We start from the raw sequence: 18,120 nt of genomic DNA, 5'->3' as shown, positions 1-18,120 counted from the left end.
ATAACGTCCGTCCCTCAACTTCACCGCTCACAGCTACGCCGTTCACAGTCATCGAAATCTTCATCAGATTTTCCTCCCTTAAATTTTCGGGTCAACCACCGAACAGGCGCTTGAACCAACCTTTTTTCTCTTCCGGCGGCGCTGCCTGTGCTGGCTCAACCGACGTTTCTGGCTCAGCAGGGGCCGCGGCCGGTTCGGGCGCAGCCTCGGCAGGCGCGGGCCGAGGGTCTTCCTCGACCACATTCTGGAAATTCTCAAAGAACTGGTCGGCCATTTTCTTGGCCACGCCATCAATGACCCGCCCCCCTAGCTGAGCCAGCTTGCCGCCCACGCGCGCATCGACATTATAGGCCAGCAACGTCCCCTCCGGCGCATCCGACAAGGTGACTTCTGCTGCACCCTTGGCAAACCCGGCGGCCCCGCCTTTGCCTTCCCCAGATAGCTTGACGCTTTCCTGATCCACCATGTCCGACAGGGTCACTTCACCTTTGAACGTCGCCTTTACGGGCCCGACCTTCTGCACCACGGTCGCGGCAAACCCATCTTCGGCTGTCCCCGACATCTCTTTGCAGCCGGGGACACATTCTTTCAGAATGTCGGCCGATAGCAGTGCCTCCCAGACTTTGGAACGTGGGGCCGCAATGACGCGGCTGTCATGTAGTTCCATGTCACTCCCTCCAGTATTTTCGGTTAAGCTACGCGGTGATCTGCCCGGTGCCTATAAGACCTTGGGTGTAGTCACCGCAGTTTCGGCGGTGCATGCGTCAGGCCGTACGCGGCGAATATCTGCTCGATCCTGCCATCCTGAAGTGCTGCATAAATCGCATCGTCCACTGCATAGCTGAGGCCGCGATAGGCGAAATGAACCGCAACGCCACTGGTCCAACTGCTGACGGCAAAACCGGGCAAGGGCGGCGTGTGCAGATCCAATTCGGGCGTCAAACCAGCTTCGAGCTGAGCGCGTGGGCCCATTGCCGCCATGGTGTCACCTGCCGCCAAGGCCTCCATCGCAAGACCCGCTGTGGGAAAGCGGTGCACATTCTGCGCAAGCTGGCCGCCTGGAAAGGCCGACAGGTAGAAATCAGCAATCGAGTCATTTTCCACCGCGACCGTATCAAAGCGGAAATAGGCCGGAACGGGCGGGTCTTCGGGGTATTCATCCTTGCGATAGGCAATCGCGATTTCTTCATCGTGATACTGACCGGTGAAAACCACTTGTTCTACCCGACAGGCGAATTCACTGTCATAGGGGACGTGTAGCATCACATTGGCGACACGTCCGTTGATCAAAGGGCCTTTCCAGACCCAGTTGCGTAGGTCGGCTTCAAGATTTTCTCCTGCGGCGACCAGATTGAACCGAGCTTCGACACCCAGATCTTCGGCAATCAACTTGCCGATTTCTATATCGACGCCCTGAATCCTGCCGTCTTCCTCGAACGACCACGGGGCGAAATCCTCATAGGCTGCGAACTCAATATAACCGCGCTCGATAATGGTATCGAGGTCGGCTCCCACGATGTCACGGCTGGCGTTTTGCGGTTTGGGTTGGGGCACATGATCTTCACACCTGGCCATTGCTTGCCCAGTGGTCAGGGCCGCAGCCAACAGGGAGAAAACAAAAAAGCGTCCGATCATGTGCCCCACTCTGCCGATCTATTGCGCGGCAGACAAGCCGATGGTCAGCTGTTCCGCTGCCTCGGCAAAGTTCGGGCTGTCCCCCGAAATCAAAACAGCGGCGCGCAGGGCGACGCTATCGGCCACGGGCGCGCCCGAGCCGGTCTCAATCGTTCCCGCAATCTCGCTGAGTTCAGATTGTAGCGCGGCTGCGTCTCCGTCGCCGCCGTTGGCCATCGCGGCCAGCAGATCACGGATCTCCTTCAGCCGGTCGGAATGATCGTCCAAAGCCCCGTCATCGGGACGGGTTTCTATATATGTGCGGATGGCCCACGCGGCCTTCTGGCCCAAAAGCTCGCCAAAGGCGGGCATCTTGGTGATCCCGTTCTGAGTGTAACCTTCGCGGAACCGCTCGGCATACCATTCATCGCCATATTCTTCGGCCTCAAGATACCTCAGATCAGGGGCCAACCCGCCCGAGACAACACCCAAACCATGGCATCGCGCGCAGTTCTGGTTATAGCCGGAATCGCCGATTTCAATCGCCGCCTGCCAGACCTCTTCTCCTTTATCGCGGTAAGGGTTCTCGATCAGCCACTCATCGCCCACATCGGGCAGAGCGTCAGTATTGACGGGCTGCGGGGCGACATCGCCATGGGCCAGCGCCATGCCGCCAGCCATGACGGCGCCTAGCATTACGCTATAAAAACCTGGACGCATCTTATCCTCCTCTACGACGCTTTCCCCGGTCATAGCTTAGCAGAATTCAGCATGGAATTAGACCTTGGTTGCACATTGGGGGGTAGCTGCGACTAAGGTCTAATGGTCCCGAAAGGGATGAGCAGATTTTATCAAATTGCTAGGGAGGAGGCGTCGACATGAAAACCTATTTGCGCGCCTTGATCGCTTCGGTTCTGCTGCCGGTCGCAGCTTTTGCCGAGGTTGAGGTTTCGGTCACATATTTGCAGATGCAGGTACCGCGGCCTCCGGTTTTATCCAACCTTGATCCGATTCCGGACGATCTGGGCGTGGCAGGGGCCGAGCTGGCCTTGACCGATAATCTGACAACCGCGAAATTCCTGGGGCACAAATACAATCTGTCCGTCACATCCGTTCCCGAAGGTGGCGATTGGCTGACCGCAGCCCGTCAGGCTTTGGCGGATAGCCCTTTTCTAATCCTCGATGCGCCTGCACAAGCGCAACTGGACGTTGCTGACCTGCCTGAGGCGGCGAACGCTATTCTGCTAAACGCATCCGCGTCTGATCTGAATGTGCGAGACCAGAATTGCCGCGCCAATCTGCTGCATACTTTGCCGTCGAACATGATGCGCACCGATGCGCTGGTTCAATTTCTGGTCAAACGCCGCTGGGACGAGTTGGTGATGATCACCGGCGTCCATCCCGGTGATCAGGCCTTTGCACAGTCTCTCAAACGTTCGCTGGAAAAATTCCGTCTGGAGCTGAGCGCCGAAAAGACATGGGAATTCGCCGCCGACCTGCGCCGCAACGCCGCCCAAGAGGTGCCGCTGTTTACACAGGAATTCGGTGACTATGACATCCTGCTGGTCGCCGATGAATTGGACGATTTCAGCCGGTATATCGAATTCAACACATGGAAGGCCCGCCCCGTGGCAGGGTCCGACGGACTGCAACCTGTAACGTGGTCGCGTGTGGTGGAACAATGGGGCGCGGTCCAGATGCAAAACCGGTTCACCGAACAGACCGGCCGCAGCATGATGCCAAAGGATTATGCCGCATGGGCCGCCTACCGGACTTTGGGCGAGGCAGTGACACGCACGCAATCCAGTGACCCGACCGTTTTGCTCGACTACATCCTGTCGGACGATTTCGAATTGGCCGGGTTCAAGGGCAGGGCGATGAATTTCCGGTCCTGGAACGGGCAGTTGCGGCAACCGATCCCATTGGTCACCGACCGCGCCGTCGTTGCGATGGCTCCGCTGGAGGGGTTCTTGCACCAGCGCACGGAACTCGACACGTTGGGACTAGACGAGGGCGAAAGCCAGTGTCAGGCATTCAGGGAGTAACTGGGATGAGATTGACAGCACTTCTGGCGGCGACCGCCCTCTGCGCACCGGCGGCCGCGGACGAAATGTGGATCAGCAATGAAAAGGACGACACGCTGAGCGTGATCGACATCGAGACGCTCGAGGTGATCCGTACGATAGAAACCGGCGAACGCCCACGCGGGATCACCTTTTCCAAGGATTTCTCGGTGCTGTATATCTGCGCCTCGGACAGCGACGCGGTGCAGGTGATGGACCCGGAAACGGGCGAGATCCTACACGATCTGCCCTCGGGCGAGGACCCCGAGCAATTTGTGCTGCACCCCAATGATCGCCATCTTTATATCGCTAACGAAGACGACGCGATCACCACCGTAGTCGATACGGAATCGCGCACCGTAATTGCTCAGATCGACGTCGGGATTGAACCCGAAGGGATGGCTGTGTCCCCCGATGGCAAGATCGCCATCACCACGTCCGAGACCACCAACATGGCCCATTGGATCGACACCGAAACGCAAGAGCTGTTCGCCAACACTCTGGTCGATTCCCGACCGCGCCACGCGGAATTCCTGAAGGATGGGACCGAGCTGTGGGTCAGCTCGGAAATCGGCGGTACCATCACGGTGTTCGACGTGGAAACACAGACCGAAAAGGCCAAGATCGAGTTCGAGGTCGAAGGTGTCCACCCCGACCGGGTGCAACCCGTGGGGTTTGAACTGTCCAACGGGGATGAAACCGCCTTTGTCGCGCTGGGACCGTCGAACCATGTGGCGGCCGTGAATGCCGAAACCTATGAGGTTGAAGACTACATCCTTGTGGGGCGTCGCGTCTGGCACATGGATTTCAACGCCGACAAATCGCTGCTGTTCACCACAAACGGCGTATCCGGCGATGTGACCGTGATCGACGTGGCGAAACGTGAACCCATCAAGACAATCAAGGTCGGACGCTTCCCCTGGGGCGCGGCCTTCCGTCCGACCAACTGAAAGAATTTCGAGGAGACTTAAGAGATGAAGCAATTGATATGCGTGGCCGCGATGATGGCTATGGCTTTGCCAGCTGCGGCTTTGGCCGATGATGACGATGACGGATTTGGTCTGGCCGGAATTTTGTCGGCGAAGAACAAAGAAGACCTGCCGCCGATCACTCTGTCCGCCGGTGTGCCTCTGGCCGAGGCCCCGTGGGTGCTGAAATCCGGCATGTATTACGAGTTCGAGATTCAGGGCGATGGCAGTCAGGAACTGGCTTTGGTGGGTCCTGAATTCTTCCGCGCGATCTGGGTTGATGAAATCGTCGTCGAAGGACTGGAAATCCGCCCTCTGGGGCTGGACTCGGTCGAATTCGATGAAGCTGGTGAGATGGAAATAGGCTTTGTCGCGATCAAGCCGGGCAGCTACTATCTGAAAGTGCCGGGCAGCACCGGCGAAACACAGCGGCTGGAGATTACCATTCAGTGACAGGGCTTTCAGTCCGAAATGTCAGCTACGCCTATGGCGAGAAACGCGCGCTTGATGATGTGAGCTTTCATGTCCCCCAGGGCGCGTTTTGTGCGTTGCTGGGACCGAACGGAGCAGGGAAGTCGACCCTGTTTTCTCTTCTGACACGGTTGTTTACCACGGCGCAGGGCGTGATCGAGGTTGCAGGGTTCGACATCTCAAAACAGCCCCGTCAGGCGCTGGCTCAGATTGGCGTGGTGTTTCAACAACCTACGTTGGACCTGGATCTGACGGTGCACCGCAACCTCAGTTATTTCGCCGCTTTGCACGGGTTGGCGGGGCGCGATGCCGAAACGCGGATCTCAGTCGCGCTTGACCGGCTGGACATGGCCGAACGCGCGGCCGAACGCACCCGCGACCTGAATGGCGGGCACCGTCGAAGGCTGGAGATCGCACGCAGTCTAATCCATTCCCCCTCGGTTCTTCTGCTGGACGAGCCAACGGTTGGACTGGATGCGGCCGCCCGAAAAGCCATCACGCAGCATGTCCATGCGCTGTCGCAGCAGGACGGGCTGACCGTGCTCTGGGCGACGCATTTGACCGACGAGATCGAGCCGGATGACCACGTCGCCATCCTTCACCGTGGCAAGCTGCTGAAACAGGAACTGTGCAGCGACCTGACCAGCGGACAACCTTTGCAACACGTCTTTCTGTCCATGACAGGGGCCACGGCATGACCGGCGCGCTGATTGCCCTGCGCGCCATTCTGATACGCGAGGCACTACGCTTTGTTCGTCAGCGCAGTCGATTTGTCGCCGCGCTGGTGCGCCCTCTGGTCTGGCTGATTGTCTTTGCCGCCGGATTGCGCGCGGCATTGGGCCTGTCTATCACGCCACCCTATCAGACCTATATCACATATGAGATTTACATCGTGCCCGGCCTGTGCGGTATGATCATGCTGTTCAACGGGATGCAAAGCTCTCTCAGTCTTGTCTATGACCGCGAGATGGGCTCCATGCGCTTGCTGCTGACCAGCCCTTTGCCCCGCTGGTGGCTTTTGTTTTGCCGCTTGCTGGCCAGCACGACGATCTCGATCCTGCAGGTCTATACCTTTCTTGCGGTCGCCGCGGTTTACGGCATCGATATGCCAATCATTGGATATCTGCTGGTGTTCCCGGCACTGATCGTGGCGGGGCTGATGCTCGGCGCGTTGGGGTTGGCGCTGTCCTCGGCCATCAAGCAGCTTGAAAATTTCGCGGGGGTAATGAACTTTGTCATCTTCCCGATGTTCTTCCTGTCCTCGGCGCTTTACCCGCTGTGGAAGATGGCCGAAAGCTCGGCCCTGTTGCGCGATATCTGCGCGTTCAACCCTTTCACCCACGCGGTCGAGTTGATCCGTTTTGCGCTCTACGGGCAATTCAACGCCGCAGCCCTCGGATGGACGATTCTGGCCGGGTTTATTTTCCTGGGACTTGCGCTTTGGGGATATGATCCGGCGCGGGGAGTGAAGAAACCCCGCGGGTAGAGCCTCTACGACCATGGCAGACGTGAAATCGCGCGAGTGTTGAGGTAGACTACCCCAAAACCAGAGGGCTCGACCATGATCCGTATCGCTGCACTGTCCCTGTTCATAGCGTCCGCCGCCTCGGCCCAAACGGTCGAGGATGAGTTCGGCACGCTCAACCCGCAGGACACAGGATGGGGCAAGGTCATGAGCAATATCGACAACGGTATCACCGACATGACCACCTGCGCGTCGGGCTACTACATGACCAAGTCAGGGCGGCATGATCTGGCGCGTACTTTGTTCAGAACCTGCGCCGAGGCGGGCTATACCGGAGCCATGACATGGATGGGTCAGTTGGACAATAACGGTCTAGCGGGTCCCTATGACCCGGACGCAGCCGCCGCATGGGACAAACGCGCCGCCGATCTGGGCGATCCGGTTGGAAAGTTCAACTATGGCCTCAACCTGCTGCGCGGGCACGGTGTGGCGCAGAATCAGGAACTGGGACGCGCCTATGTCGATGAAGCCGCGCGGGAAGGGCTTAAAATCGCCAAACGGCTGCAAGAATCGGGCTATGATCCGAACGAGGTCACACCCGACGCGGATGAATGGAAATACGCGCCCCTGTTCTGAAAAGCGCAATATCCCCACATTTCTACGACCAAAGGATGAGGGTGCGCCTTCAGTTTCTTGATGTACGTCAAGCCCTTGCCCCCAGCGGAATTCGTATCATTCGAAAAACGTTTGGAGGACCCTATGAAACACCTCGCCTTGTCACTTGGCCTCGTCGCTTACGCCATCTCGGCCCCACCCGCGCTGGCTCAATCCACCTTCGACCGCATCAAGGTTGACGCCGGTGAAGATCTGTTTTTCTCGGAATGTCGACGTTGTCACGCGCCGGATGCCACGGATCCAAGCTATGGGCCTCAGTTGGACGGGATCGTAGGGCGCAAGGCAGGAACCGTTGACGGCTATGACTATTCAGACGCGCTTGCAGGTTCCGGTATCGTCTGGACGCCCCCAGCACTGCGCGCATGGATGGAGGACAATGACGGTTTCATGCCCGGCACCAAGATGCGCCATGTGGGTATCGGAGACCGAACGATTCAGGATTTTATTCTGGCTTACCTGAGCAGCCTTTCCGCGCAATAACCCTATTCAATCACGATACCTGGCAACCAGTGGCTGTCAGGGTCGGATTCGTGGATGTCATCATGCTTTATCGGTCTGAGGTTCCCGGCCTCGGGCGGTGCCGACAACACGTCCATGTCCATTTCGTGCAATTGCCCAACAAGATGGTCGCCGTCCGCGTTCAAGCGGTAGTAAATGCCGTTCCACATGTTGATACCGTATTCGGTCGCGCCCTTATGGATGAACAAAAGATCATATTCCAGATCGGTCAGATCCTCTGCGGAAACATACCGCTGCAACTCGTAGGGGTAGGGGACATGGCACCAGTGTTTGTCCGGGCCTTCCAAGCACTTAAACGGGCGCATTGACAAGAAATGTTCGGAAAACACCTCGTCATTGAATTCGAGATCGTAGATCGTTGTGTCGCCATTTTGCGAGAATTTTACGTACCCTATCAGTATTCTATGCCCAGCATCATCAACGAGAAAAATCCCTTTCTGCCCGGTTAACGGTTTGGCCACCGAAGGTAGGGCCGAAACAAGGCCAAGCAGCAAAATGCTTGAAAAAAGCCGTCGCATTGTATCCTCCCTTCAGAAAAAGTTGGGTCACACTAGTTGAAATCGTCCGCTCAAGCCCTACGACCATTGTGCAATTTCACCGAAGGACTCTCCCGCGAATAATACTCTCGCCAACAATCCCGACGTGTCGGAGATTCGGCACGGAGGAAAGACATAAGTCTAGGGAGGACACCGATGAGCCGGTTTATCATGGCGGCAGTTGCAAGTGTGATTGCAACGGGCGCGGCCTATGCAGAAGTTACCGAAGACGATCTGGCGAACGACCAAACGATCACCACGCAGATCGTGACCAATGGCATGGGGCGGCACTTGCAGCGCTACAGCCCGCTGGACATGCTGAACAAGGACAACGTCGATAACCTGCTGCCAGCCTGGGCTTTCAGCCTTGGCGGCGAAAAGCAGCGCGGTCAGGAAACCCAGCCGCTGATCTATGACGGTATGATGTATATCACCGGATCCTACTCGCGCCTCTATGCGATTGATCTGAAGACCGGTAAAGAAGTCTGGCAATACGACGCGCGTCTGCCCGAAGGCATTCTGCCCTGCTGTGACGTGGTCAACCGTGGTGCGGCCATCTATGGCGACATGGTCATCTTTGGCACGCTGGACGCACGGATCGTGGCGCTGAACAAGGACACAGGCGATGTTGTCTGGCGCGACAAGATCGCCGACTACAAAGCGGGCTATTCCTATACAGCGGCTCCACTGATCGTCGACGGGCTGGTGATCACCGGCAATTCGGGTGGTGAGTTCGGCATCGTTGGCGCGGTTCAGGCGCGGGACGTCAATACCGGCGACCTAGTCTGGGAACGGCCGGTGATCGAAGGCCATATGGGCACGCTGAACGGCGAAGAAAGCACCATGACAGGTGAGCTGAACGCAACCTGGCCTGGCGACATGTGGAAAACCGGCGGCGGCGCGACGTGGCTGGGCGGCTCGTACGATGCCGACACCGACACGTTGGTCTTCGGCGCGGGCAACCCGGCCCCCTGGAACAGCTGGTTGCGCAATGCAGGGACCCCGACCGAAGGCAACAAGGGCGACAACCTCTATGCCGCCAGCCGCATCGGGATCGACCCCAAAACTGGCGACATCAAGTGGCACTTCCAGACCACGCCGCGCGAAGGCTGGGATTATGACGGCGTAAACGAAGTCGTCGCCTATACCGACCGCGAGGGCAATCAGCGCTATGCAACCGCCGACCGCAACGGGTACTTCTATGTGCTGAACCGTGAAGATGGCGGGTTCGTATCTGCCACGCCCTTCGTCAAGGATATCACATGGTCCTCCGGGGTGGATGAAACCGGTCGTCCGATCTTTGTCGAAGATAACCGCCCCGGTGATCCTGCAGCGGCAGCCGATGGTAAGAAAGGTGAAGTGATCTTTGCTTCGCCCTCGTTCCTGGGTGGCAAGAACTGGATGCCGATGGCGTTTTCGCAGAAAACCGGCAATTTCTATGTGCCTTCCAACGAATGGGGCATGGATATCTGGAACGAGCCGATCACCTACAAGAAAGGTGCCGCCTATCTGGGCGCGGGCTTTACCATCAAGCCGAACTACGAAGACCATATCGGCTCGCTCAAGGCCATTGACCCGGATACCGGCGAATGGAAGTGGGAATACAAGAACGACGCGCCGCTTTGGTCGGGCGTGATGACCACTGCTGGTGGTCTGGTGTTCTTCGGCACACCCGAGGGCGAGTTCATTGCTTTGGATGATGAAACCGGCGAAAAGCTATGGTCGTTCCAGACCGGTTCGGGCATCGTCGGTCAGCCTGTAACTTGGGAACAGGATGGCGAGCAATATGTCTCGGTCATCTCGGGTTGGGGCGGCGCGGTTCCGCTTTGGGGTGGTGAAGTGGCCAAAAAGGTCAACTACCTGAACCAGGGTGGCACTTTGTGGACCTTTCGTCTGCCGAAAGAGCTGGCCTCGGCAAACTGATACAAGGGTCTTTCGATCCAAGCGCGCGCCCCAAACGGGCGCGCGTTTTCTTATACGACTTTTCGCCAGTTTGCGGCATTCCATTCCCTTGCTACGCTTGGTTAAATTGGGCAACCCATTGCAAAGGCCAAGACCCATGCTTGCAAACCCTCAAGGGCAAAATGATTTCGAAAACGTCCTGATCGTCGATGATCACCCACTGTTTTGTGATGCGCTTTCGATGACGCTGCAAAGCGTTGCACATATTGGCGAGATCCACACCGCCGACCGGCTGGAAGACGCTCTGACCATGATCGCCGAAGGTCTGAAACCGGACGCGGTTATGCTTGACCTGAACCTGCCTGACGTGGATGGGTTGGACGGTCTGGTGCGCTTGAAAGCGGCAGCCAAAGCACCTGTGATCGTTGTGTCCTCTATGACGGACAATCGGGTCATCAGCCAAGTTATCCACGGGGGAGCCTCAGGCTACGTCCCAAAGCACAGCCAGCGCGATGTGTTCCGCACGGCCTTTGAAACGGTCCATTCCGGTGGTGTATTCCTGCCCGAAGGATGCGTGCTGATCGACGAAGAACAAGATGACGAACAAAGCGATGCAGTTGGGCGGCTGGCCACCTTGACCAATCAGCAATCCCGTATCCTGCAATTGATCTGCGAGGGCAAACTGAACAAGCAGATTGCGTATGACCTGTCCATCGCAGAGACGACCGTAAAAGCCCATGTGACTGCAATCATGCGGAAACTGGGGGTTCAAAGCCGGACACAGGCCGTTCTGATCGCCAAGAAAGCCTCGTTCGCCAGCGTCTTGCAAGAACAAGGCTAACCGTATTACGTTCGACTCTCGTCGCGCTTTAGGGAGGAGGCCCGATGGACCAAGCAGTCGGGTGGGCACCGGCCCGAACCCGTGCGCCAGGCATCGTCAAAACCGCATTTGTACACCGTGACACGCAAGACGCTGTTGCGCAGCTTGCGGCTGCGTTAGGGCCGGACACCCTGTCGCTTGTTGTCCTGTTTGTCAGCGGCAACGCGAATGCGACGCAGATCATTGCGCGGGCAGCGGACAGATTTGCACCGACACCGGTCGTAGGCTGCACAACCGCGGGCGAATTGGCAGGGGACGGCTATACCGAAGATCAGATCGTTGCCATCGGCCTGCCCGCAACGCATTTCGAGACGCGCGCTATTCTAGTGCCCGATCTGAATGATTTTTCGGCCCCCGATATCATTCACGAGATGATCCGAAACCGCACGGAAATGGGTGAGGCCCGGCCAGAGTGGCCGCACGAGTTCACTTTCCTTCTGATCGACGGGCTATCAACCAAAGAGGACGCGCTGACCTCGGAACTGGCCCTTGGTTTGGGGCCTGTCCCCCTGTTTGGCGGATCCGCAGGGGATGGAACTCGGTTCGGTCATACGTACGTTCTGCATCAGGGCAGGGCGCATGAAAATGCCGCGATTCTGACCCAGGTACGCACGCGCTGTCCGATCAAAGTGTTTAAGACCGACCATCTTGTACCCACATCCCAACGCATGGTTGTGACTGATGCCGACCCTTCCAAGAGGATTGTACGAGAAATCAACGCCGAACCTGCCGCCCGCGAGTATGCCAGAGTGCTGGGGAAGGACCCTGAACAGCTTGATACCTTTACCTTTGCAGCCCATCCGGTCGTTGTTCAAATCGGCGGCCAACATCACGTGCGCGCCATCCAACGTGTGGACGAAAATGGCGATCTGGTCTTTTTCTCGGCCATCGACGAAGGACTGGTTCTGACCCTTGCAGAACCGATGGACATGATCAGCCATCTTGGACAGGAAATTGGCGCCCTGACCCAATCCGCCCAGCCCGATGCGATTTTGGGCTGCGACTGCATCTTGCGCAGGCTGGAAGCACAGCAGAAACAGATGACCGGCGCGTTGTCGGAAATCCTGTCAGACAACAACGTGGTCGGCTTTTCAACCTATGGCGAACAATTCAACTCGATCCATGTCAACCAGACCCTGACCGGGGTTGCGATCTATCCGCCCGAGGATGACGGCCATGATTGAATCGCTGATCGACCCGCTTGACCCTCTGGAACGCCAAAACCAGAAACTGCTGAAGATCGCCGAAGCCCTGATGCGCCGGGTCGAGGAATCGACTGATGCCAGCGGGGCGGCCTATGCGCAATTCCAGCGCGCCGCCGTGCTGGAACAAGAAGTTCGCGCCCGCACGCTGGATCTGGAACGCGCGCTGCAATTGCTCAACGAGTCGAACGCGCAGCTTGCACAGGCCAATCAGGAAACCGAGGCCGCGCGCGCCGACCTCGCCAACGCAATTGAGACGGTTCAAGAAGGGTTTGCACTGTTCAACCTCGAAGAAGAGCTGGTGCTATGCAACAGCCGCTTCGGGATGCACATGCCCGATATTCAGGCGCAATTGGTGCCGGGTCTCAGCTTTACCGAATATGTCGAGCTTGTCAGTCAATCCAGGTTCCTGTCCCTGCCCGAAACGCTTACGCCACAAGATTGGGCCAAACGGCGTATGTCCCGTCATACGGACGATCATGTGGTGTTTAACGTCCGGCTTAACGGCAATCGGTGGACGCAGGTTTCGGAACATCGGACCCCCGATGGCGGCACGGTCATCCTGCAAACTGACGTCACCGATATCATGCGCATCGAACGGCAAGAGAGAGACCGTATCCTTGACGACAAGGCCCGCCTGATCCGCGCCACGCTGGAGCATATCGACCAAGGCGTTTGCATCTTCGACAGCAAATTGCGCCTGATCGGATGGAACAATCGCGCCAGTGAACTGCTGGCCATCCCAAATGCGCAGTTTCAGATGGGCGTCCAGTTCAAAACCGTATTCGACCGCCTTAGCGCGACCATCCGGTTTGAAGGCGGCGTCAGCGATGCCGATCTGCTGGATTGGGTCAATCGAACTGCGGAACGGGCACCGCTGAAGTTTCAGATGCGCAGCGGGCGGTTCAAGATCCTTTCCGTGTTCGCGCAAGAGATGCCGGATCGGGGGTTCGTGATTTCCTTTACCGATGTCACGGCCGAGCACCAGTCGGCGCAAGCCCTGCACGAAGCCAAGACCCTGCTAGAGCACCGCGTCGCCGCGCGAACCGGGGAATTGGCCCACGCCTTGAAAGCGGCTGAGCGCGCTAATTCTTCAAAATCACGTTTTGTTGCTGCAGCGAGCCACGATCTGCTGCAACCGCTTTCAGCTGCCAAACTCTATGTCGCCACATTGGGCAGCGGGTTAAACGAAAACGACGCACGTAACGTGGCCGGAAAAGCCGAAAGCGCGCTCAACAGTGTCGAGCATATCCTCGAGGCGCTTCTGGATATCTCGAAACTGGATTCCGGTCGTGCCACGGTGCACCAGACCACCTTCTCAATTAGCAATCTGCTGTCTCAGCTCGAAGACTCGTTTCGTCCTGTCGCCCAAGCCAAAGGGCTTGAATTGCGGTTCGTACATAGCAACGCTTTGATCCGCAGTGACGCAAGCTACCTGAGGCGCATCCTGCAAAACCTGCTGTCCAACGCGATCCGCTACACAGATGCAGGCAAGGTTCTAGTTGGATTGCGTAAACAGCAGGGCTCGGTTCGGATCGAGGTCTGGGACACAGGCGTCGGAATCGCATCCGACCAGCAAGAGATCGTCTTTCAGGAGTTCCAACGGCTCCATTCCGATGCCAGCGCAGCCGAGGGGATGGGCCTGGGGCTCGCCATAGTCGAGCGCGCCTGCGGACTGTTGAATCACCCCATTCAGTTACGATCCGAGCTGGGGCTGGGAACGATGTTCTCGGTTGAGGTTCCTTTGGCGGATACCGTACCTCTAAAACCGCATGGCCATGTACTGCAACAGGTCGATGACTCGGTGACACTAACCAGCACTGTGGCTTTGTTGATCGAAAACGACGAGAACCTGCGCTCTGCACTGACCATGACGATGGAAACCTGGGGCATCCAAGTTCTGGAGTGCAGCAGCGAGGAACAAGCAGTTGGCCTGCTGCGCGAGATTGAAATTGTGCCCGACATCGTCATTGCCGACTATCAACTGGACCACGGTAAAAAGGGAACGGATGCGGTCGTAGCTTTAAGGCACGAATTCGGTAACCTGCCAGCCTGTATCATTTCGGCCAACAGATCTTCTGAACTGACCGGATATTGCAAACGCGCAGGCGTCCCCTTGTTACATAAACCGATCGACGTCCAACGGTTGAAATCTGTTTTAGAGACCTTGTTGAAGAAAATGGAACCAGAATAGATTACCTGTAAGACATCTTATGTTAAATTTATGATCCCCCATAAAGCCGCCAAGCAAGCCGTTGTTCAAATCTCCAACGGGACACTTACAGCGACCCTCGGTTCGATTGGTGCCTCGCTGATTGATTTACGTCTGGACGGCATCGACCACCCCTTGGTTTTAGGTTGGAAAGCGCCGAGCGAATATCTGCATAATGACCCATATCTTGGTTGCATTGTTGGGCGCTGCGCAAACCGGATATCCAACGGGCAATACGCTCTGAATGGAAAAACCTATTCAGTGGAACGCAATTTTCTTGGCAAACATTGCCTTCATGGCGGAAGTAAAGGCGCTGCCCGACAGAACTGGCGGCGGACCAACCAGACAGAGAATGCGGTGTCTTTCGAACTGGAAATACCTGAGGGAGACATGGGTTTTGGGGGCGCTTTGTCCGTCAAAGCTCACTATTCCATTACGTCACCCGCGACGTTGAACTTGGAGATCCGGGCCATAGCAACGGGCGACACGATCTGCAATTTCACGCCGCATTGGTATTTCAACCTGAATGGCGACGGGGATATCGGGGACCATCTGTTGCGTGTTCGGGCACAAGACTATTTGCCGGTCGATGACGAACTGATCCCCTTGGGTTCGGTCGAACCTGTCCGCAACACGCCTTACGACTTTCAAACACTCCGGCCCGTCGGAGACGCTACCTTAGACCATAATTTTTGCATAGCGCGCGAACGTATTAGACTAAAACATATCGCCCAACTGCACGGGCTTCGGTCTGGTGTCGCTTTGGACCTGCATTCAACCGAACCGGGGCTTCAGATCTATTCCGGTGACTTTCTAGACAGCGCGGATCTGCCAACCGTTTTCGGCGCGCCCTATTCTACACGCAGCGGCCTAGCACTAGAGCCGCAAGGCTGGCCGGACGCGATCAACAACCCTTCCTTCCCCAGCGTCGTCTTCACGGACGGGCAAGAATATCACCACCAATCTCAGTATATGTTTAGCCGCCTGTCCGACCGTCACAGTTGACCCAACGACGATCCTCTATCATCCTGATCCGAAATTGGTTTCCGCTTCGTTGTCTGTTTCGGATTGAATTGGTTATGGTCCCCTGATGCCCGGTGTTTCACAAAAACAATACGTTCTTGATACGCACCGGTTGCGAGACCCCGAACAAACGCTGGAGATCGTCAAACCCCATCTCAAGGACATGGGCATCACGCGCGTTGCAAACCTGACCGGGCTGGATCGGATCGGATTGCCAACCGTGATGGTGGCGCGCCCGAATTCTCGTTCGGTAGCGGTGTCTTTGGGCAAAGGTCTCTCGCTGAGCGCGGCACAAGCCTCGGGCGTGATGGAGGCGATCGAGTCCTGGCACGCCGAACGTGTCCACCTGCCCCAGCGGCTGGCGCGGTATTCCGATCTTGTGGCCGATGACGCAGTTATCGATGTGACCCGCCTGCCCCGTGTGACCGGCGGGCAATTTGATCCTCATGCGGCGATGCTGTGGGTTCAGGGATGTGATCTGAATGCCAACCAAGCCTGCTGGGTCCCGCTTGAGATGGTGGACACAGACTACACCGCCGCCCCAAGCGCCAGCCAGGGGGCCTTCCCCCGAACAACCAACGGGCTGGCCTCCGGCAACAATGTCACCGAGGCCAGTTGCCACGCGATTTGTGAGTTGATCGAGCGGGATGCCACAACCCTGTGGCATCATCAAACACCGCAGGTTCGGGTTGATCCGGACACGGTCGATGATCCCAGATGCCGCAGCGCGATGGCCATGATTGACGCCGCCGGTCTGGATTGCGGGATATGGCAGACCACCTCGGATATCGGCATCGCCTGTTTTCGTTGCGTGATTGCCGAGGCCGGGGGTCAGCCCGGCCATATCGGGATCGGGGATGGCTGCCATGTGGACCGCTCCATCGCCTTGTTGCGCGCTTTGACCGAGGCCGCTCAGACCCGTCTGACCTATATCTCGGGCGCGCGTGACGATCTTGATCCTGCCGAATTCACCGATCAAGCGCAATCCGAACGATGCCAGTACGTCCGCGACCTGATTGACGCGGCCCAACCGATCCAGAGTTTCACCGATTGCCCCACCCACGCCAGCGCATCTTTCGAACAGGACCGCGATCTGCTTTTGGAGTGTTTGGACCGGCAAGGCATGCCACAAGTGGTAATCGTTGACCTGTCACAACCGCACATAGACATCGGCGTGGTGCGCGCGGTCATACCCGGTTTGGAGGCACCGCATGACGACCCGGATTTCATCCCAGGCGTACGGGTCGCCCGAGTGCAGGAGCAGCACACGTGACTGCCGTGGTCTTTGCAGGTCCGACCCTGTCGGCCAAGGCCGTCGCAGCGCATTTGGACGCCACGGTTCTGCCGCCCGTCCGGCAGGGTGACGTCTATCGTGTCACCCGCGATAAACCCAGTGCGATCGGGATAATTGACGGGTATTTCGAAGGGGTGCCCTCGGTTTGGCACAAAGAAATCCTGTGGGCGATGGAACAGGGTATTCCCGTCTATGGCAGCGCCAGCATGGGCGCGCTACGCGCCGCCGAACTGGCCGATTTCGGAATGATTGGCGTCGGGCGCATCTTTGACGACTACCATTCAGGTGTATTGCAGGATGATGATGAAGTGGCGGTTCTGCATGGGCCTGCCGAACTGGGCTATCCGTCTCTCAGCGTGCCAATGGTTTCGATCCGGACCACTGTGGAACGCGCGCGGGCTGAGGGTGTTTTGTCAGACGAAGGTGCCCAAACTCTTTTGCGCGTGTCCAAGGAGACCCAGTACAAGAAACGCCAGTGGGAGGGTATCGTAAAGGCGTTAACGGGCGGCTCTGAGATCACCAGCTTCATGGCTTGGTTGCCCAACGGTTATGTAGATGCCAAAGCAGAGGATGCCCTCGCCATGCTCGTCCAAATGGCCCAAGGTATTGGGGATGACACAAGTCATTCACACAGAACAGAACGGACCTTGATGTGGAATTCTCTGCGCCGCCGCGTTGAGGCCGAAACACCCTCCGACCCCGCAGTAATAAACGAATTGCGTCTGCAACCCGCGCTTTTTGCCGAAGTGAGAGATCGCGCCCTGCTCCATGTGTTGGCACGGGATGAGGCGCACAGACGCGGCCAAACGCCAGACCGCGACGCGCTGGTTCAACAAATGACAGCGCACCGGGATCGTGCCAACCTAACCCGCCACGCAGACCTGATGCGCTGGCTGGACGCGAACGACCTGAGCCCAAACACCTATGAAGACATGCTGGCCGACGCGGCCCGTCTGTCAGCCGTATCGCAAGACCGAGGCGCGGATATTGAAGCCCCGCTCTTGAACGAGTTGCGCCGTGCGGGGATCTATTCCCAACTTCGGGACCGGGCTACTGCGAAAGCAGAGTTGCAAGCGACCGCGCCCCTCACGACTGGATCGGACCGTTTGCGCATGGTGCTGTGGTATTTTGAAACACATCTTGACCAAGAGGTGCCCGATGATCTTGAATCCTATGCAAGGTCGCTTGGGTTGTCTGGGCGGGATGCGTTTTATGAGCTTATAGAAATAGAGTATTTGTATTGCCAAAAAGCCGTCACAACGGACGACTCCAATCACGAATAGGGGCACCGGACGG

General features: G+C 57.5%; 18 protein-coding genes. 14 read left to right on the top strand and 4 right to left on the bottom strand.

The annotated features are described in order from the left end of the window. Nucleotides 1-91: 91 nt before the first annotated feature. The 3 genes from GOV79_RS21580 to pedF all read right to left on the bottom strand — a co-directional run bounded on the left by GOV79_RS21580 (nt 92) and on the right by pedF (nt 2,334). Complete coding sequence (locus tag GOV79_RS21580) at nt 92-667, bottom strand: SRPBCC family protein (RefSeq protein ID WP_170791702.1); 576 nt, start codon at nt 665-667, stop codon at nt 92-94. A gap of 71 nt (nt 668-738) precedes the next feature. Next, nucleotides 739-1,635 carry a transporter substrate-binding domain-containing protein gene (locus GOV79_RS21575; protein WP_170791701.1) on the bottom strand — a complete coding sequence of 299 codons (897 nt, stop codon included), beginning with the start codon at nt 1,633-1,635 and terminating at the stop codon, nt 739-741. Nucleotides 1,636-1,653: 18 nt separating this feature from the next. Then, nucleotides 1,654-2,334 (bottom strand): cytochrome c-550 PedF, encoded by a 681-nt coding sequence (gene pedF, locus GOV79_RS21570; RefSeq protein ID WP_170791700.1) that lies wholly within the window; start codon nt 2,332-2,334, stop codon nt 1,654-1,656. A gap of 158 nt (nt 2,335-2,492) precedes the next feature. On the opposite strand from pedF, the gene GOV79_RS21565 reads away from it, so the two are divergent. From GOV79_RS21565 to GOV79_RS21535, 7 genes are all read left to right on the top strand, one after another. After that, nucleotides 2,493-3,659 carry an ABC transporter substrate-binding protein gene (locus GOV79_RS21565; RefSeq protein WP_170791699.1) on the top strand — a complete coding sequence of 389 codons (1,167 nt, stop codon included), beginning with the start codon at nt 2,493-2,495 and terminating at the stop codon, nt 3,657-3,659. 5 nt (nt 3,660-3,664) lie between these two features. Next, nucleotides 3,665-4,627 carry a YVTN family beta-propeller repeat protein gene (locus tag GOV79_RS21560; RefSeq protein ID WP_170785523.1) on the top strand — a complete coding sequence of 321 codons (963 nt, stop codon included), beginning with the start codon at nt 3,665-3,667 and terminating at the stop codon, nt 4,625-4,627. A gap of 24 nt (nt 4,628-4,651) precedes the next feature. Beyond that, complete coding sequence (locus tag GOV79_RS21555; protein ID WP_170775735.1) at nt 4,652-5,098, top strand: hypothetical protein; 447 nt, start codon at nt 4,652-4,654, stop codon at nt 5,096-5,098. Then, a complete protein-coding gene (locus GOV79_RS21550; protein ID WP_170791698.1) occupies nt 5,095-5,814 on the top strand; it encodes an ABC transporter ATP-binding protein in 720 nt (239 codons plus the stop codon). The genes GOV79_RS21555 and GOV79_RS21550 overlap by 4 nt, the downstream gene beginning before the upstream one ends. Next, the gene (locus GOV79_RS21545; protein ID WP_170791697.1) at nt 5,811-6,602 is read left to right on the top strand and encodes an ABC transporter permease; all 792 of its coding nucleotides are present in this window, start codon (nt 5,811-5,813) and stop codon (nt 6,600-6,602) included. The genes GOV79_RS21550 and GOV79_RS21545 overlap by 4 nt, the downstream gene beginning before the upstream one ends. Nucleotides 6,603-6,677: 75 nt before the next feature. After that, complete coding sequence (locus GOV79_RS21540) at nt 6,678-7,217, top strand: SEL1-like repeat protein (protein WP_174819528.1); 540 nt, start codon at nt 6,678-6,680, stop codon at nt 7,215-7,217. 123 nt (nt 7,218-7,340) lie between these two features. Further along, nucleotides 7,341-7,736, top strand: coding sequence for a c-type cytochrome (locus GOV79_RS21535; RefSeq protein WP_170791696.1), 396 nt, complete (start codon nt 7,341-7,343; stop codon nt 7,734-7,736). A gap of 2 nt (nt 7,737-7,738) precedes the next feature. Here the strand turns inward: GOV79_RS21535 and GOV79_RS21530 are convergent, their stop codons facing one another. After that, nucleotides 7,739-8,293 (bottom strand): hypothetical protein, encoded by a 555-nt coding sequence (locus GOV79_RS21530; RefSeq protein ID WP_170791695.1) that lies wholly within the window; start codon nt 8,291-8,293, stop codon nt 7,739-7,741. Between the two features lie 174 nt (nt 8,294-8,467). On the opposite strand from GOV79_RS21530, the gene GOV79_RS21525 reads away from it, so the two are divergent. From GOV79_RS21525 to GOV79_RS21495, 7 genes are all read left to right on the top strand, one after another. Next, on the top strand, nt 8,468-10,234 hold the full coding sequence (locus tag GOV79_RS21525) for a PQQ-dependent methanol/ethanol family dehydrogenase (protein WP_170775724.1): 1,767 nt from the start codon (nt 8,468-8,470) through the stop codon (nt 10,232-10,234). A gap of 136 nt (nt 10,235-10,370) precedes the next feature. After that, nucleotides 10,371-11,054, top strand: a complete 684-nt coding sequence (locus GOV79_RS21520) for a response regulator (protein WP_170791694.1) — start codon at nt 10,371-10,373, stop codon at nt 11,052-11,054. 44 nt (nt 11,055-11,098) lie between these two features. Beyond that, the gene (locus tag GOV79_RS21515) at nt 11,099-12,277 is read left to right on the top strand and encodes an FIST N-terminal domain-containing protein (protein ID WP_170791693.1); all 1,179 of its coding nucleotides are present in this window, start codon (nt 11,099-11,101) and stop codon (nt 12,275-12,277) included. Beyond that, nucleotides 12,270-14,489: a hybrid sensor histidine kinase/response regulator gene (locus tag GOV79_RS21510; protein WP_170791692.1), complete on the top strand. Its 2,220-nt coding sequence runs from the start codon at nt 12,270-12,272 to the stop codon at nt 14,487-14,489. The genes GOV79_RS21515 and GOV79_RS21510 overlap by 8 nt, the downstream gene beginning before the upstream one ends. A gap of 30 nt (nt 14,490-14,519) precedes the next feature. Further along, complete coding sequence (locus GOV79_RS21505) at nt 14,520-15,512, top strand: aldose epimerase family protein (RefSeq protein WP_170791691.1); 993 nt, start codon at nt 14,520-14,522, stop codon at nt 15,510-15,512. Between the two features lie 85 nt (nt 15,513-15,597). Next, complete coding sequence (locus GOV79_RS21500; protein WP_170791690.1) at nt 15,598-16,803, top strand: YcaO-like family protein; 1,206 nt, start codon at nt 15,598-15,600, stop codon at nt 16,801-16,803. After that, complete coding sequence (locus GOV79_RS21495) at nt 16,800-18,107, top strand: TfuA-like protein (RefSeq protein WP_170791689.1); 1,308 nt, start codon at nt 16,800-16,802, stop codon at nt 18,105-18,107. Before GOV79_RS21500 ends, GOV79_RS21495 begins: the two co-directional genes overlap by 4 nt. Nucleotides 18,108-18,120: the final 13 nt, after the last annotated feature.

The sequence above is a fragment of the Ruegeria lacuscaerulensis genome (assembly GCF_013034745.1).
Lineage (GTDB): Bacteria > Pseudomonadota > Alphaproteobacteria > Rhodobacterales > Rhodobacteraceae > Ruegeria > Ruegeria lacuscaerulensis_B.
Note: the sequence above shows the minus strand (reverse complement) of the source record. Positions and strands in the feature narration are given on the sequence as shown.